The sequence below is a fragment of the Pseudomonas putida genome, assembly GCF_002025705.1.
Taxonomy (GTDB): domain Bacteria; phylum Pseudomonadota; class Gammaproteobacteria; order Pseudomonadales; family Pseudomonadaceae; genus Aquipseudomonas; species Aquipseudomonas putida_J.
In genome coordinates, this window is record NZ_CP018846.1 from 3,537,372 (window position 1) to 3,552,170 (window position 14,799).

At 65.0% G+C, this 14,799-nt stretch carries 13 protein-coding genes; 10 read left to right on the forward strand and 3 right to left on the reverse strand.

Translation table 11 applies throughout. From position 1 onward, the window contains the following. Positions 1–8 precede the first annotated feature (8 nt). The 3 genes from BUQ73_RS15905 to BUQ73_RS15915 all read left to right on the forward strand — a co-directional run bounded on the left by BUQ73_RS15905 (position 9) and on the right by BUQ73_RS15915 (position 2,887). Positions 9–914, forward strand: a complete 906-nt coding sequence (locus BUQ73_RS15905; RefSeq protein WP_079228778.1) for a LysR family transcriptional regulator — start codon at positions 9–11, stop codon at positions 912–914. 36 nt (positions 915–950) lie between these two features. Continuing rightward, positions 951–2,198: an aspartate aminotransferase family protein gene (locus BUQ73_RS15910; protein WP_079228779.1), complete on the forward strand. Its 1,248-nt coding sequence runs from the start codon at positions 951–953 to the stop codon at positions 2,196–2,198. A gap of 65 nt (positions 2,199–2,263) precedes the next feature. Next, positions 2,264–2,887: a glutathione S-transferase family protein gene (locus BUQ73_RS15915; protein WP_079228780.1), complete on the forward strand. Its 624-nt coding sequence runs from the start codon at positions 2,264–2,266 to the stop codon at positions 2,885–2,887. 160 nt (positions 2,888–3,047) lie between these two features. Here BUQ73_RS15915 and BUQ73_RS15920 read toward each other — a convergent pair whose 3' ends face one another. After that, positions 3,048–4,214: an MFS transporter gene (locus BUQ73_RS15920; protein ID WP_079228781.1), complete on the reverse strand. Its 1,167-nt coding sequence runs from the start codon at positions 4,212–4,214 to the stop codon at positions 3,048–3,050. Between the two features lie 94 nt (positions 4,215–4,308). On the opposite strand from BUQ73_RS15920, the gene BUQ73_RS15925 reads away from it, so the two are divergent. Beyond that, positions 4,309–5,220 carry a LysR family transcriptional regulator gene (locus tag BUQ73_RS15925; RefSeq protein ID WP_079228782.1) on the forward strand — a complete coding sequence of 304 codons (912 nt, stop codon included), beginning with the start codon at positions 4,309–4,311 and terminating at the stop codon, positions 5,218–5,220. A 145-nt stretch (positions 5,221–5,365) separates the two neighbouring features. On the opposite strand, the gene BUQ73_RS15930 is transcribed toward BUQ73_RS15925, so the two are convergent. After that, positions 5,366–5,986, reverse strand: coding sequence for a TetR/AcrR family transcriptional regulator (locus BUQ73_RS15930; protein WP_079228783.1), 621 nt, complete (start codon positions 5,984–5,986; stop codon positions 5,366–5,368). 123 nt (positions 5,987–6,109) lie between these two features. On the opposite strand from BUQ73_RS15930, the gene BUQ73_RS15935 reads away from it, so the two are divergent. The 6 genes from BUQ73_RS15935 to BUQ73_RS15960 all read left to right on the forward strand — a co-directional run bounded on the left by BUQ73_RS15935 (position 6,110) and on the right by BUQ73_RS15960 (position 14,269). Further along, positions 6,110–7,789: an amidohydrolase gene (locus BUQ73_RS15935; protein ID WP_079228784.1), complete on the forward strand. Its 1,680-nt coding sequence runs from the start codon at positions 6,110–6,112 to the stop codon at positions 7,787–7,789. Between the two features lie 27 nt (positions 7,790–7,816). Further along, on the forward strand, positions 7,817–8,971 hold the full coding sequence (locus BUQ73_RS15940; protein WP_079228785.1) for an MFS transporter: 1,155 nt from the start codon (positions 7,817–7,819) through the stop codon (positions 8,969–8,971). A 205-nt stretch (positions 8,972–9,176) separates the two neighbouring features. Next, on the forward strand, positions 9,177–10,154 hold the full coding sequence (locus tag BUQ73_RS15945) for a D-2-hydroxyacid dehydrogenase family protein (RefSeq protein ID WP_079228786.1): 978 nt from the start codon (positions 9,177–9,179) through the stop codon (positions 10,152–10,154). A 71-nt stretch (positions 10,155–10,225) separates the two neighbouring features. Then, on the forward strand, positions 10,226–10,726 hold the full coding sequence (locus tag BUQ73_RS15950) for a sigma-70 family RNA polymerase sigma factor (RefSeq protein ID WP_079228787.1): 501 nt from the start codon (positions 10,226–10,228) through the stop codon (positions 10,724–10,726). 5 nt (positions 10,727–10,731) lie between these two features. Beyond that, on the forward strand, positions 10,732–11,667 hold the full coding sequence (locus BUQ73_RS15955; RefSeq protein ID WP_079228788.1) for a FecR domain-containing protein: 936 nt from the start codon (positions 10,732–10,734) through the stop codon (positions 11,665–11,667). Between the two features lie 112 nt (positions 11,668–11,779). After that, positions 11,780–14,269 carry a TonB-dependent siderophore receptor gene (locus tag BUQ73_RS15960; protein WP_079228789.1) on the forward strand — a complete coding sequence of 830 codons (2,490 nt, stop codon included), beginning with the start codon at positions 11,780–11,782 and terminating at the stop codon, positions 14,267–14,269. Positions 14,270–14,297: 28 nt separating this feature from the next. Here the strand turns inward: BUQ73_RS15960 and BUQ73_RS15965 are convergent, their stop codons facing one another. Next, positions 14,298–14,741 (reverse strand): acetyltransferase, encoded by a 444-nt coding sequence (locus tag BUQ73_RS15965; RefSeq protein WP_060486150.1) that lies wholly within the window; start codon positions 14,739–14,741, stop codon positions 14,298–14,300. Between the last annotated feature and the right edge of the window lie 58 nt (positions 14,742–14,799).

A 14,799-nucleotide genomic window follows, 5' to 3' on the forward strand; every position in this document is an offset into this window, starting at 1 on the left:
GGCGGAACATGGACAACTACTCGCAACTGCTGGCGTTTCTCTGGGCCACCGAGCACGGCAACTTCTCTGCCGCTGCGCGGGCCTGCGGGATGACGCCCTCGGCCATCAGCAAGCTCATTTCGCGGCTTGAAGATCGCCTGCAGGTGCGCCTGTTCCAGCGTGGCACCCGCAGCCTGACGCTGACCGAAGAAGGCAGCGCCTACCTGGTCAGCGCACGGGCGGTGGTCAATGCCATGGCCGAGGCCGATTCGCTGGCCGAGGCCTTCCCGACCCGGGTCAGCGGGACCTTGCGCGTGCACACCATGACCACCTTCGCCAAGCACCAGATCATCCCCTGGCTGCCAGAGTTCCTGGCCGCCTACCCAGGGCTGACCGTGGATATTCAGGTTGGCGCGCAGTTCACCGACCAGTTCGACCAAGGCCTGGATGTGGCCATACACAGCGGCGTGCTGCCCGACTCGACGCGCATCGCCCGCAAGATCGGCCAGAGCCGCTGGATCCTCTGCGCTGCCCCCCAGTACCTGGCCCGCCATGGCACGCCGGCGCAACCCGGCGAACTGCTGGCGCACACCTGCTTTTCCTTCGGTTTCAGCAGCGTGTGGAACACCTGGAGCTTCGTCGTCGACGGCCAGGCCGTGACGGTGCCGGTGGTGCCCAAGGCCACCTTCGCCCAGGGCGACCTGCTGCGCGACCTGGCCCTGGACGGTGCCGGCATCGTGCGCCTGGCAGAGTTCCACATTGGCCAGGACATTCAAGAAGGCCGCCTGGTGCCGTTGCTCGAAGCGTACAGCAGCGACAGCGTCGAGCCGATCTACCTGATCTACACCAATCGCAAGCACCTCAGCCCGCGTATTCGCGTGTTCCGCGACTTCCTCGAACGCAAGCTCGCGCAGAACCCGTGGCATACCCGCTGAGCCCCCATGCACCCGCCCCGAACACAGAGGTACCCCATGCACAATCTCGTAGGCGATGTTTCCAGCGCCGCCCGCATCCTGCCTGACCTCGACGGCCAGGCCCTGTTCATCCGCAACGGCAAAGGCCCCTACCTGTACGACGACCAGGGCCGCCGCTACATCGACACGGCGCTGGGCTTCGGCGCCGTGCTGCTCGGCCACGCCAACGACACGGTCAATGGCCAGGTGGCCGCAGCCCTCGCCGACTCCGCTTCGCCGTCGTGGGCCCATGTGCGTGAACACGCCGCCGCCACCGCCCTGGCCGCGCACACCGGCGCCCTGAGCAAGGTGATTTTCACCAACTCCGGCAGCGAGGCCGTGCACCTGGCCTGCCGCGCTGCCCGGGCCTTCACCGGGCGTGGGCGCATCGCCAAGATGGCGGCCGGCTTCGATGGCTGGTTCGACGATGTCAGCTTCGGCAATGTCGGCTCCGCCGAGGCGGCTTTCGTCGATGGCCAGCGCCCCGCCACCGCCCGCACCACGCTGCTGCGTTTCAATGACTTCGATGACGTCGAGCGGCTGTTCGCCGAACACCACGACATCGCCGCCGTCATCCTCGAACCGATGCTGGCCAATGCCGGTTGCCTGATGCCGGCCCCCGGTTACCTGCAACACGTGCAGCAGGTCGCGCGCCGCCATGGCGCGCTGGTGATCGCCGACGAGGTGCTGATGGGCTTTCGCCTGCACGCCGGGCTTGCCAGCCAGCTGGCCGGGCTCGACCCGGACATTGCCAGCGTCGGCAAGGCCATCGGCAATGGCGTGCCGGTGTCGGCCATCGTCGGCAAACCGGAGGTCCTGGCCGCTTTCGAACAGGGCAAGGTATTGCGCGGCGGCACCTTCAGCGGCAACCCGCTGGCCTGCGCGGCGGTGATGAGCACCCTGGGCCAGCTTGACCAGCTCGATTACCCCGGCCTGATCGCCCGCGGCCAGCAGTTGCGCCAGGCGCTGGAGTCGATCTTCGAAGCGCAGGGCATCGTGGTAAGCACCAGTGGCTATGGCAATGTCTTCAGCCTGTGGCCTTCGCGCCAGGCACCGACCACCTACGAGCAGGCAGTGGCCGTGGGCAGCGCGGCGTTCAGCCAGGCCCTGCACCTTTCACTGCGTGAAGCCGGGGTGCTTGTGATGCCGTCGCAGTATGGCCGCCTGTACCTGTCGTTCGAGCACGACGACGCAGTCGTGGAGGCGATGAAAGTGGCCTTCGAGCGCGCCGCGGTCAAACTCGCAGCGCAGTTCGCCAGCCGCTGACACCCGCTTGACCAGAGGGAGCCGGGTGATCGACGATCAGCGCTCCCTCAATCAAGGATGGCGACATGTTACGGATACTGGGCAGGGCCTCTTCGATCAACGTGCGCAAGGTGCTGTGGGCTTGCGCCGAATTCAACATCGCCTTCGAGCGCGAGGAATGGGGCAGCGGCTTCCAGCCCACCGACGCGCCCGAATTCCTCGCACTCAACCCCAACGCCATGGTCCCGGTGATCCAGGATGGTGGTTTCACGCTGTGGGAGTCCAACAGCATCATCCGCTACCTGGCGAACCGTTATGGCGATGCGGCCTGCTACCCGAGCGAAGCGCAGGCACGGGCGCGCATCGACCAGTGGATCGACTGGCAGGCGGCGGACCTGAACCGGGCCTGGAGCTACCCGTTCATGGCGCTGGTGCGCAACTCGCCTGCGCATCAGGATGCCCAGGCGCTGGCGGCAGGTTGCGCACAGTGGGCCCACTTCATGGGCATCCTCGACCGGCAACTGGCAGCGACCGGCGCGTTCGTTGCAGGTGAACGCTTTACCCTGGCCGACATCCCCATCGGCCTGTCGGTGCAGCGCTGGTTCGCAACGCCCCTGGAGCACCCTCACTTGCCTGCCGTGAGCGCCTATTATGAGCGCCTCAGCCAGCGCCCAGGGTACCTTGCCCACGGTCGAAACGGCCTGCCTTGAACATACTGCTTTTTGTAGGAGCGGCCTTGCCGGGGCGCCGGACCGGTCGGAAAGGGCCGCAAAGCGGCCCCGGGATTTCAGCAGCGATGCTGATAGTGCTGGGGCTGCTTCGCAGCCCTTTCGCGACACGAGGCCGCTCCTACAAGGCCCGTGCCGTTGCTCATGCCTGCATACCCGCCAATGCCACCGGACGACTACGCCAGGCAATGGTCAGCACCAGCCCAAGCCCAGCCATCAACGCCCCGGCAAACGACACCGCCGAATACCCCATCCCGGCGTTGATCACCGCGCCACCCAGCGCCGCGCCAATGGCATTGCCCAGGTTGAACGCACCGATGTTCACCGCCGAGGCCAGGTTGGGGGCATCCTTGGCGGCGTCCATCACACGCATCTGCAGCGGCGGCACCAGGGCGAAACTGGCGATGCCCCAGACCAGGATCGCCAGCGCCGTCGGCAGCGACCAGCCAAGCATCGCCGGGAACACCAGCAGCACCGCAATCAGCACCAGCAGCGACACGATCAAGGTACGGTCCACCGAGCGATCCGCCGCCTTGCCACCCCACACATTGCCCAGCGTCAGGCCGACGCCGAACAGCACCAGCATGGCGGTGATGAAGGGGGTGGAAGCCTGGGCCTGGCTGTGCAGGATCGGCGCAATGTAGGTGAACACGGTAAACATCGCGCTGGAGCCAACCACGGTCAGCGTCAACGCCGCCAGCACCGGGCCACGCCCCAGCACACGAATCTCGGCCATCACCCCGGCGCTTTTGGGCAGTGGCACATTGGGCAGGGCAAACCACAGCGAAGCCATCGCCACCAGGCCCAGGCCGGCAATACCCCAGAATGCCGTGCGCCAGCCAAGCAGCTCACCGAACCAGGTGGCCAGCGGCACACCGCCAATGGTGGCCAGGGTGAGGCCCATGAACATGGCCGCCACCGCCCCTGCCCGCTTCTCGGGCGGTACCACACTGGCCGCCACCACCGAGCCGACGCCGAAGAACGCGCCGTGGTTGAGCGAAGTCACCACCCGTGCGATGAGCAGGCTCTGGTAGTCGGTAGCCAGGGCCGACAGCAGGTTGCCCAGGGTAAAGATGGCCATCAGCCCGATCAGCAGGTAACGCCGCGGGACCTTACCGGTGGCCAGGGTCATCAATGGTGCACCGATCAGCACGCCTAGCGCGTAGGCACTGACCAGCAGGCCTGCGGCCGGGATCGACACGCCCAGATCGGCGGCAATACCGGGCAGCATGCCCATGGGGGCGAACTCGGTGACACCGATGCCAAAAGCACCAATGGCGAGCGCCACGAGAGGGGGATTGATACGCATACAAGGCTCCTTATCTATGACGGGAATGCTACGATCCAGCCTTTGAATGCACTAGACCGGTTTTCCGGCAACCACCTTTGCGCTGGAGGCACAGATGGACTACAACGGGCGATCCGGGGAGATGGAGGTGTTTGCCAGGGTGGTGGATGAAGGCAGCCTGTCTGCCGCCGCGCGCGTGCTGGGCCTGACGCCCTCGGCGGTAAGCCGCATCATTGCCCGCGCCGAGCAGCGCCTGGGCACCCGCCTGCTGCTGCGCACCACCCGGGCGATCACCCTCACCACCGAGGGCGAGGCGTACCTGCGTGGGGCGCGGCGCATCCTGGCGGACCTGCTTGAGGTGGAAGAGGCGATCACCGACCAGGGCGTGCCGCGCGGGCGGTTGCGGGTCAGCGCGGCGCTGGGGCATGGGCGGCTGACGGTGGTGCCGTTACTGACCGCGTTCAGCGCGCTGTACCCGCAGGTGCTGGTGGACCTGACGCTGAGTGATGAAATCGCCGATATCCATGGCGGTCAGGCCGATGTGGCGCTGCGCTTTGGCCAGCTGCCGGACAGCTCGCTGAGTGCGCGCTGCATTGGCCATACCGGCCAGGTGGTCGTGGCTTCACCTGAATACCTTGCACGCTGCGGTACGCCGCAGGAGCCAGAGGACCTGGCGCAGCACAACTGCCTGCGCTTCAACTTCCGGCGCGCAGCACCGGATTGGCCGTTTCGCCGGGAGGGGGAGGATTTTTCACTGAAGGTGACGGGGAATATCGAGTGCAGCAGTGGCGAGGCGCTGGCGCAACTGGCCAGGCTGGGGGCGGGTATTGCCCGGATCGGGACATTTACCGTGGCCGATGAGCTGAAAAACGGTCAACTGGTGGCGCTGCTGGAAGACTACAACCCGGGCGACCGCGAACCGCTGCATGCGGTGTTCGTGGGCGGGCCGGCGATGCCGGCGCGGGTGCGGGTGTTTGTCGACTTTCTGCTGGAGCATCACCAAGGGTGGCCGCTGAACCAGCCCTGACACATTTCCCTTGTAGGAGCGGCCTTGTGTCGCGAAAGGGTTGCGAAGCAGCCCCAAGGTATTGGCGTCACAGCATAAAGTGCTGGGGCTGCTTCGCAGCCCTTTCGCGACACAAGGCCGCTCCTACAGAGACCGCAGTCGTTGCTTAACTCTGCATCCCCTTCAACAAGAACTCCATGAACCGGCGCACATCCTCGCGGTGCGCCACCAGGTCCAGCGGCTCGCGACTGCACAGCCGCAGAAGCTGCAGATGCCCGTAGTCGTTGATCAGAAACGCCGCGTAGCCCACATCGAGGTCGGCGCGCAGCTTGCCGCTGTCACACAGGTCCTGGAGCAGGTGCTTGAGCTCTTCGACCAGCGCATCGTTGACCCGCTTGTAGGCCCCTGGCACATCGCGCTGATTGCTGCCCAGCAGCGGCAGCAAGGGCGGCAGAATCTCCCGCCACAACGGTGCCGGCAACACCTCGAAGGCGTAATCGGTCAGGTGCGTTTCATAGCAGCACAACGCATCCAGCGCCTGCTCGAACTCCCCAAGGCGCCTGCGCGCCTCGGCTACCGCGCGGTGATCGGCCTCGCGCAACTTCTCCAGCAGGATCTCCTGCTTGCTGCCGAAATAGGCGAACACCGTGGGCACCGACACCGCCGCCAGGCGGGCAATCTGCTCCATGGTGGTGGTCTGGAAGCCCTGGCGCTCGAACAGGCCCAGCGCCGTACGGCTGATCGTCTCCCGGCGCAGCGCCTTCTGCTGCTCGCGCAATCCGCTCACTTTGCAACCCTTTGTCGAAACCGGTGGCCAGCATACCGCAAAGCCAACCCGCAAAAATATTTTATTGACTAAAACTTTTAACCGACACAAAACTAGCGCGGCATTTTGCCTCAGGGAGCTGCCATGACCACCACAGCCGATCTCATCATCCACAACGCCCGCATCTACACCGTCGACCCGCACCAGCCATGGGCCAGCGCCGTGGCCGTGCAGGGCGAGCGCATCCTCTGCGTTGGCGACCACGCCAGCGTCATGGCCCACGCCGGCCCCGCCACGCGCTTGCTGGACGCCGCTGGCAAGCTGGTGCTGCCGGGCTTCGTCGAATCGCACTGGCACTTCTCCAGCACCGCCTTCGCCTTCCAGGCCCTGGTCAACCATGAAGACCCGCATGAGGTGCTGGCCTTGCTCAAGCGCTACGTGCAAGCCAACCCCGGCGAGAAAGCCATCACCGGCATGGGCTGGATTCAACCGCTGATGCCGGCCGACATGCTGCGCCGCGAAGTGCTCGACGACATCTGCCCGGACAAACCGGTGTGCCTGCTGTCCACCGACTACCACACCATGTGGGTCAACACTTACGCACTGAAGGCTGCCGGCATTGACCGCGACACTCCGGCCGTGGAAGAAGGCGCCAGCTGGTTCGAGAAGGACCCGCTCACCGGCGAGCCCACCGGCGTGATCATCGACTGCGCGGCCTACTCGCTGCTGATGCAGCGGCTGAGCGAAGCCGGTTACCTGCCGACCGGCATCGACCTGTACCTGCGCTCTATCCCGTTCTGGCAAGAGAAGCTGGTCGCCGCCGGCATCACCACCGTGTTCGACGCAGGCTTTCTCGACCCGGCCGGCGACCAGACCTTGCTCTACGAAACCCTGCAACAGCTTGAGCGCGAAGAGCGCCTGAAACTGCGCGTGGTCGGCAGCTACATCAACATGGGCACCGAGGATGACCCGGTGAGCATCCTGCAAGGCATGCGCAACCGCTATGACTCGCCACTGGTGAAGGCGCAGACCCTGAAGCTGATGCTCGACGGCACCGAGCTGAACCACACCGCATTCCTGCTCGAACCCTACTGCGACAAGCCGCACTGCGGCTCGACGACCATGCCCGAAGCGGTGTTCGAGCAGCATGTACGCCGGGCCGATGCCGCCGGTATCGATGTGATGGTGCACGCCGTGGGCGATGGGGCCGTGCGCATGGCGCTGGATGTGTTCGAACGGACCTTTGCCAGCAACCCGCCGCGCGACCGCCGCCATGTGATCACCCACGCCTTCCTCACCCACCCTGATGACATCCCACGCTTCCGCCGCATCGGGGTCATGGCCAACACCCAGCTGCAATGGGGCGTGGTGGATGCCTACGCCGAGGCGATCCAGCAGTCCTATGGCTTCAAACGCTGGGCGTCGATGTACAAGTTCCGCACCTTCATCGACCAGGGCGTGACCGTGTCGATCGGCATGGACGGCCTGGTCTGCCAGTGCCGTTGCCAGCACAAGCCGGTGGAGCACATCGAGTCGGGCCACACCCGCCAGCTCAGTGGCGAGCCTGATGCGCCAGTGATGCCCGATGCCGACGAACGCCTGAGTATTCCGCAACTGATCGCCGCCTACACCCTCAACGGCGCCTATCAGCTGGGGCTGGAAAAGGAGATTGGTTCGATAACCGCCGGCAAGCGCGCCGACATCATCATCCTCGAGCAGGACCTGTTCGAGCTCGACCGCTACCAGATCGGCAAGACCGATGTGGCGCTGACCGTGATGAACGGCCGCATCACCCACGACGCAGGCACCCTCCCCCACGCCTGAACCTGATGCCCTACCCGGGAAACTTCAATGCACAACAATAAAAACAACCTGCTGCTGCGTGCCGCCCTGATCTACATCGCCGCCACGGCGCTGATCATCATTGGCGTGCAACCGATCTTCATCGGCCTGGTGGCCGAACGGCTGAGCCTGGACCTGAGCCAGCAAGGCTGGGTCTTGTCCAGCGAAATGACCGGGACCTTGCTCGGTAGCCTGTTCCTGCCGCTGCTGGGCCGGCGCTTCGGTGGCCGCGGCCTGTACCTGGCGGGCGCACTCGCCGCACTGGCGCTCAACCTGCTCAGTGCGACCCTGGATTCGCTGGCAGCGTTGGTGCTGTGCCGGCTGGCGTGCGGTGTCGCCACCGGCGTGCTGTATGCCGGCGCGATCAGCGGACTGGGGCGCTTGCCAGGGCAGGATCGCTCGTATGGTTTGTCGTTGCTGATCCAGACCGCCGTGTTCGCCCTGTACGCCACCTGCATGCCACAGCTGGCGGAGCTGGTCGGCAACCGCGGCGCCGTGGCCAGCATCGGCTTCTGGTTCGTGCTGATCGCCCTGGTCGCGCTGGCCATTCCGCAGCGGCTGCACCGCGAGGCACCCGTGCCGGTGACCCAGAGCGGCGTGGGTTGCGCCACCCACGGCCGGTACGCCTTGCTGGGGATGCTGTGCCTGCAACTGGCGATCTACTGCATCTGGGGCTTTGTCGACCAGCTGGCCCGCGAGCGCGGCATCAGCCCGCTGGACGTGGGCTGGGCATTCGGCCTGGGGATCCTCGGCGGCTTGCCCGGCGGGGCCTTGCCCAGCGTGCTTGGCGCGCGGGTGAGGCGTGGGCCGATGATCGGCTTCGGCTCGCTGCTGGTGCTGCTGTCGATCGTATTGCTGGCGCGCCATGCACAGGATGCCGAGCAACTGTGCGTGGCGCTGTTCCTGATGAACTTTGGCTGGGTGCTGGCGCTGACCTACTACATGGGCGCCATTGCCACCAACGACCCGCGCGGTACCTTGACGCCGTGGGTGAGCATCCTGCAAGTGGCGGCAGCGGCGCTGGCACCGGCGTTCGTAGCATTGCAGCAGCAGAGCGCCGGGCACGAGACGATTTTTGTCAGTGCCGGGGTGGCGGTGATGCTGGGGGTTGTGCTCAAGGGCATGGCCGGGGTGATGCAGCCACGCACACAATCAGCCGGCTGACGCCCCGCATTTGTAGGAGCGGCCTTGCCGGGGCGCCGGACCGGTCGGAAAGGGCTGCATAGCAGCCCCGGAATTATCTGCTTAATCGCTAATATCCTGGGGCCGCTGCACGGCCCTTTCGCGACGCAAGGCCGCTCCTACAGAGACCGCGTTATGCTTGGGGAACCGTCGCAACTCGACACACTTAACTCCAGGGCCGACCACCATGCGCATTGCCATCCCCGACGACTACCAGGACGTCATTCGCTCACTCGATTGCTTCAAGCGCCTGTCCGGGCATGAAGTGAGCGTGTTTCACGACAAGCAACCCGCCTCGCTGGACGAGCTGGCCACACGCTTCGCCAGCGCCGACGCCCTGGTACTCACCCGTGAACGCACGCGCATCGATGCCGCCCTGCTCGACCGGCTGCCCAACCTCAAACTGATCAGCCAGACCGGCAAGGTCGCTGGCCATCTGGACCTCGAGGCCTGCACCGCCCGCGGCATCGTCGTCACCGAGGGCCGCGGCTCGCCGGTGGCACCGGCGGAACTGGCCTGGGCGCTGATCCTCAACGCCCGGCGCCAGCTGGTGCCGGCGATCGAAGCGTTCAAGCAAGGCCAGTGGCAGGTCAACCTGGGCCAGGCAGTGGCCGGCCAGGTGCTGGGGATCTGGGGCTACGGCAAGATCGGCCAGCGCCTGGCGCGCTATGCCCAGGCGTTCGACATGCCGGTGCTGGTGTGGGGCAGCGAAGGCAGCCGGGCAGCGGCCGAGGCGCACGGGCATCGGGCAGCGAAATCACGTGAGGCGTTCTTTGCCGAGGCCGATATCCTCAGCCTCAACCTGCGGCTCTCGGATACAACACGCCATGGCGTGACCTTCGACGATCTGTCGCGGATGAAAGCCGATGCCCTGCTGGTGAATGTCAGCCGCGCCGAACTGATTGCACCTGGGGCATTGCTGCAAGCGCTCGACACCGGCAGGCCGGGCTTCGCTGCGGTGGATGTATTCGAGCAAGAGCCGGTACTCGAGCCAGGCCACCCCCTGCTCACCCACCCGCGGGTGCTGAGCACCCCTCACCTGGGCTACGTGGAAAAGAACGGCTATGAGCTGTACTTCGGCGATGCCTTCGACAATGTGCTGGCATTCACCCAGGGTGCACCGAAGAACGTTGCCAACCCGCAAGCGTTGAATACCGACCGCTGACAGCACTTGCAATTACAGACTTGCGCCGCAACAATGCGAACAATTCCCAGTTAGGTTACGGATTGATCCCTATGTCGGCGCTCGATGACGCAGCTATCCACCGGCTGTACAGCGAAAACAGCGGCTGGCTGAAACACTGGCTACGTATGCGCCTGGGCAATGCCGCCGATGCGGCCGACCTGGCCCACGACACCTTCCTGCGGGTGATGACGGCACGCAGCCAGTTTCCGATCCGTGAGCCGCGCAGCTACCTGAGCGCCATCGCCCGCTCGCTGCTGATCGACAAGGTACGCCGCCGCGCTATCGAGCAGGCCTACCTGCAAGCGCTGGCACTGCGACCGGAACCCGTCGAAGTGTCGCCGGAAATCCGCCTGTCCATCATCGAAATGCTGGTCGCGATCGACAGCTTGCTTGACGAGCTGGGGGCGCGCACCCGCGATATCTTCCTTGCCGTGCAACTGGAAGGGCTGACCTATGCGGCTGCGGCGGAACGTTTCGAGGTGTCGGTGACCACGGTGAAAAACCACCTGATCCGCGCCATGACCCGCTGCCTGCTGCTGGTCGAGGCCTGACTCTTTTGGAACTCAAGACCCTCGAAGCCGCCGCCACCTGGTACGTGCAACTCAACGACGGCGTTGCTGACCTCGCCCGCACCCGCGCCTGGCGCCAGTGGCTGGAAGCCAGCCCGGAGCACGCCGCAGCGTGGGCGCGGGTCGAGAAACTTCAGCAACAATGGGCCCTGGTACCTGCGCAGGCGGCGCTGAAAGGGCTTGGTGCCGCACAGGCACAGCGCCGTGATGTGCTGAAGGTACTGGGCTTGTTGCTGGCCATGGGCGGCGGCAGCTGGCTGGCCGCCGAGCAGTTACCTTATCGCACCCTGCTCGCCCAGCAGCACACCGGCACTGGCGAGCGCCGTTCGCTGCAATTGGAAGACGGTTCGCAGCTTGAGTTGAACGTCGGCACCGCGCTCGACGTGCGCCTTGACCAGAAACTGCGAACGGTCCAGTTGTATGGTGGCGAGATACTGCTCAAGGCCGCGTACGACCCTCGGCAGCGGCCCTTCATCGTGCACACCGATGACGGCAGCATCGTTGCCCGGGAAGCTGAATTCAGTGTGCGCAAGCTGCCGGGGCAAACCCGCGTCGGCGTGCTGCAGGCTGCCGTCGAAGTGCGGCCACAGCACCATCCTGAGCACCTGCTGCGCCTGCCCGCAGGGCAACAGGCCAGCTTCGACCGCGACCATATCAGCCCCGCCCTGCCCCTGCCCGCCGACTCGACCGCCTGGCAGCACGGCATGCTGAGCGTCAACGACTGGCGCCTGGCTGACTTCATCGAGGAACTGGGGCGCTACCGGCCCGGCGTACTGCGCTGTGCAGCGTCGATTCGCTCACTGAGCATTTCCGGGGCATTTCGCATCGACGATACCGATATTGCCCTGGCCAACCTCGACCAGACCCTGCCCGTGCGGGTGCGTTACCTGAGCCGGTACTGGGTCAGTGTGGAACCCGCCTGAATCGCCCGTGGAAAAAACTTCACTGCGAACCTTGCTGATTTCGATTCTCGTCCGTCCCTGACACAAGCCGCGACGACAGCGACTTTCTGCCATGACACGGAAGGATCACGCAATGCCCCATACTCACCCCTCCCCAGCCACCACACTGAGCCAGGCCGTACGCCGGGTGTTGCTCGGCCTGACCCTGGCCAGCGCCCCCGGTCTGCTGCTGATGCCAGGCAATGCCTTGGCCCAGAGCCAGACCACCTACCATGTGGCCGCCGGGCCACTGGGCAATGCAATCACCCAGTTCGGTGTACAGGCCGGCGTGACCATTTCGTTCGATACCGAACAGGCCCGTCACCTGACCAGCAATGGCCTGGAGGGCAGCTACAGCATCGACGAAGGCCTGACCCGCCTGCTCGGCAACAGCGGCCTGCAGGCCCGGCGCCTGGGTAACGGTGGCTATGTCCTGATACCGGCCAGCGATGACGCAGCGATGGAACTGGGGCCCTTGAACATCGATGCCGACCGGCTCAATGCGACCAGTGAAGGCACGCAGTCCTATACCGCCCGCGCGGTAACCATCGGCAAAGGCGTGCACACGCTGAAGGAGACACCCCAGGCGGTCACAGTGATGACCCGCAAGATGCTCGACGACCAGAACCTCAACACCCTCGAACAGGTGCTGGACAAGACGCCGGGCATCACCGTGTACGACTCCCCCATGGGCGGCAAGTACTTCTACTCGCGTGGCTTCAACCTCGACGGCCAGTACCAGTACGACGGCGTGCCGCTGGACGTGGGAGGCAACTACGTGCAGGCCAACAGCTTCTCCAGCGACATGGCGTTCTATGACCGTGTCGAAGTGCTCAAGGGGGCGGCCGGCATGATGAAAGGCTCCGGCTCATCGGCCGGCGGTGTGAACTTTGTACGCAAGCGCGGCCAGGAACAGGCCGCCACCAGCCTGACCCTGTCCGCCGGCACCTGGGACAATTACCGCAGCCAGGTGGACGTCGGTGGCCCGCTGAACGACTCAGGCAGCGTGCGCGGCCGCGCCGTGGCCGCCGTGCAGGACCGCCGGTACTTTTACGACCATGCCGACCGCCAGGACCAGGTGTACTACGGTGCCCTCGACTGGGACATGACACCCGACACCACCCTGGGCGTCGGCCTGGCCTATGAGGATGTCGATGCCTCGCCCTGCTACAGCGGCCTGCCGCGCTACGCCAACGGCAGCGACCTCAAGCTGCCGCGCTCGACCTGCCTGGGTGCCAGCTGGAACAGCCTGCAAAGCCAGCGCGTCACCGGCTTCGCCGACCTCAAGCATCAGTTCAATGATGACTGGTCGCTGAACTTCGCCTCCGTTTACACCCACAACGACCAGGACATCGAATATGCCTTTGCCGAAGGCGCGGTAGCAGTGGGTGCCACCAGCGCCAGCATGAGGCGCACCGCCGGCAACTTCGACTACGACCAGACCGACTACGGCTTCGATAGTTATGTCGATGGCAAGTTCGAGGCATTCGGCCTGCAGCACGAGTTGATCATCGGCGCCAACGCCAGCCGCCAGAAGACCCACGACTACTTCGCCCTGATGCCGCTCAGTGGCAGCCAGAATCCCTTCGACCCGTCGGCGAATTTCCCTCATCCATCCTCGGCAGACTACCTGGTCAACCCGAGCCGGGGCGGTAGCGTACCGAACGACTCCACCACGACCCAGTACGGCTCTTACGCCAACCTGCGCCTGAAGCTGGCCGAGCCACTGACGCTGGTGCTGGGTGCACGGGTCAGCTGGTACCGCAACAAGAGCGACGCCTACACCCAGGCCTACGACTACTGGGTGCACAACCGCAGCGCGAAAAATGGCCAGGTCACGCCATTCGCTGCCGTACTGTACGACCTCAACCCGCAATGGACCGCCTACGCCAGCTACGCCGACATCTTCCAGCCGCAGGGCAACCTGGTGGATGCCCAGGGCCAGGCGCTGCAGCCGAAGACCGGCGCCAACTACGAAGTCGGTATCAAGGGCGAACTGCTCGATGGCGCACTGAACACCTCGTTCAACCTGTTCCGCACCGTCGAAGAACACCGCGCCGAAACCGACTACGCCGACACCTGCCTGGGCTCGGGCGACGGTTATTGCTACAGCGACAGCGGCAAGGTTCGCGCCCAAGGTTTCGAGGCCGAGATCAGCGGCGCGCCGATCGAACGCCTGCAACTGCTGGCCGGGTACACCTATACCCAGACCAAGTACCTGAAAACCATCAACGACACCGACCCGACCGAGCTGACCTTTACCTCCAGCTTCATTCCGCGGCACATGCTCAAGGTCTGGGGCGATTACCAGCTGGACGGTGCACTAGAGCGCTGGACGCTGGGTGCGGGGCTGAACAGCCAGAGCGAGAACTTCCGAAAGACCGGCAGCACCAAGGCTGTCCAGCCGGGCTACACCTTGTGGAACGGCCGCGTGCAGTACCGCATCGACCCGCATTGGACCGTCGCACTCAACGGCAACAACCTGTTCGACAAGAAGTACTACTCCACCATTGGTGCGCCGGGGTGGGGCAACTTCTATGGCGAGCCGCGCAACTTCATGGTCACCCTGCAAGGGACGTTCTAGGGTTCTGCGGGGCTCTGCAGGATGCGGCTTATGCCTTGCCAGCCAAGGCCATATGTAGCAAGGGGAACGGCCGGCCTTCGCCGTCCAGCGGCGAACGCCCGGTCTGCATGAAGCCGTAGTGGAGGTAGAAGCCCACTGCCTGCGGATTCTGCTCGTTCACGTCGACACTCAGGGTATCGCGCGTGTTGCGGCAGAAATCCAGCAGCGCCCGGCCGATGCCCTGCCCCCGCCGGTCGGGATCGATGAAAAGCATTTCCACATGGTTTTCATTGAGCCCGATAAAGCCCAGCGGCCTATCTTCAGGGTCGACAGCCACCCAAAGCTCGACGGCAGGCAGGTAGACATCGCGCAGTTGCGGCAGCAACGCATCGATGTCGGACGCCTGCAGGAAGTGATGCGTCGCGCGCACGGCGCGCAGCCAGATGTCGACCAGCCGAGGGTGATCGGCGGCGATAGCTTGGCGAATGATCATGGAATCATCCTGATATTTTCTGATGACGGATTATCGGTACGCCTTGGCAAAGCGACCG

Bases quoted from the DNA above. Each gene is read 5' to 3' on its own strand.
- BUQ73_RS15905 (WP_079228778.1), top strand. From the start codon at position 9: ATGGACAACTACTCGCAACTGCTGGCGTTTCTCTGGGCCACCGAGCAC.
- BUQ73_RS15910 (WP_079228779.1), top strand. From the start codon at position 951: ATGCACAATCTCGTAGGCGATGTTTCCAGCGCCGCCCGCATCCTGCCT.
- BUQ73_RS15915 (WP_079228780.1), top strand. From the start codon at position 2,264: ATGTTACGGATACTGGGCAGGGCCTCTTCGATCAACGTGCGCAAGGTG.
- BUQ73_RS15920 (WP_079228781.1), bottom strand. From the start codon at position 4,214: ATGCGTATCAATCCCCCTCTCGTGGCGCTCGCCATTGGTGCTTTTGGC.
- BUQ73_RS15925 (WP_079228782.1), top strand. From the start codon at position 4,309: ATGGACTACAACGGGCGATCCGGGGAGATGGAGGTGTTTGCCAGGGTG.
- BUQ73_RS15935 (WP_079228784.1), top strand. From the start codon at position 6,110: ATGACCACCACAGCCGATCTCATCATCCACAACGCCCGCATCTACACC.
- BUQ73_RS15940 (WP_079228785.1), top strand. From the start codon at position 7,817: ATGCACAACAATAAAAACAACCTGCTGCTGCGTGCCGCCCTGATCTAC.
- BUQ73_RS15945 (WP_079228786.1), top strand. From the start codon at position 9,177: ATGCGCATTGCCATCCCCGACGACTACCAGGACGTCATTCGCTCACTC.
- BUQ73_RS15950 (WP_079228787.1), top strand. From the start codon at position 10,226: ATGTCGGCGCTCGATGACGCAGCTATCCACCGGCTGTACAGCGAAAAC.
- BUQ73_RS15960 (WP_079228789.1), top strand. From the start codon at position 11,780: ATGCCCCATACTCACCCCTCCCCAGCCACCACACTGAGCCAGGCCGTA.
- BUQ73_RS15965 (WP_060486150.1), bottom strand. From the start codon at position 14,741: ATGATCATTCGCCAAGCTATCGCCGCCGATCACCCTCGGCTGGTCGAC.